Source organism: Pseudonocardia sp. EV170527-09, from assembly GCF_008369905.1.
Taxonomy (GTDB): Bacteria; Actinomycetota; Actinomycetes; order Mycobacteriales; family Pseudonocardiaceae; genus Pseudonocardia.
This window is the reverse complement of the sequence record NZ_VRMC01000330.1, coordinates 1-495: the sequence shown is the minus strand read 5'-3', so window position 1 is coordinate 495 and position 495 is coordinate 1. Positions and strand designations below refer to the sequence as shown.

The 495-nt window shown below is 68.5% G+C and carries 2 protein-coding genes; both read right to left on the bottom strand.

Annotated elements, in window-relative coordinates:
* The coding region (locus tag FVA95_RS29380) for a leucine zipper domain-containing protein (RefSeq protein WP_149662471.1) at window positions 1-174 on the bottom strand (174 nt) is incomplete at its 3' end.
* Between the two features lie 115 nt (window positions 175-289).
* Window positions 290-495 (bottom strand): transposase (locus FVA95_RS29375; protein WP_149666947.1); only part of this gene is annotated, 206 nt, incomplete at its 5' end.

Here is a 495-nt window from a genome sequence, read left to right as displayed (position 1 = left end):
GTCGGCCATCCCCGCCGGCCCCTCGGCCCGGTAGCGGTCGGACCACTTCTTGGCGGTCCGCGCGGAGACCATGAACATTGTCGCGGCCGCGGTGTGGGTCCAGCCGTGCTCGACGACGAGTTGAGCGAGCCGCAGCCGGGCGCGCGGGGTCAGAGCGGCGTTAGCGTGGGACACGAAGGCCTCCGGTGGGTGAAGCGGTTCCTAGACAGCTCCACTTCACAACCGGAGGCCTTCGTCTGTCAGCCAGACTCACCGCCCCCGGACGGGACAACCTCCCTGGACATCACAGCTAGGGCGTGTCTCCTAACGCGCGTAGCCAGGTCACGATCGCCTTCAGGACGACCCCGCCACGGAAGGTCAGAGCGAGCTTGTCGTAGCGGGTCGCGAGGCCCCGCCACTGTTTGAGGTCGCAGAATCCGCGCTCGACGACGTTGCGGCCCCGGTAGTCGTTGCGGTCGAATGCCGGTGGACGACCGCCGCGCGAGCCACGTCGTT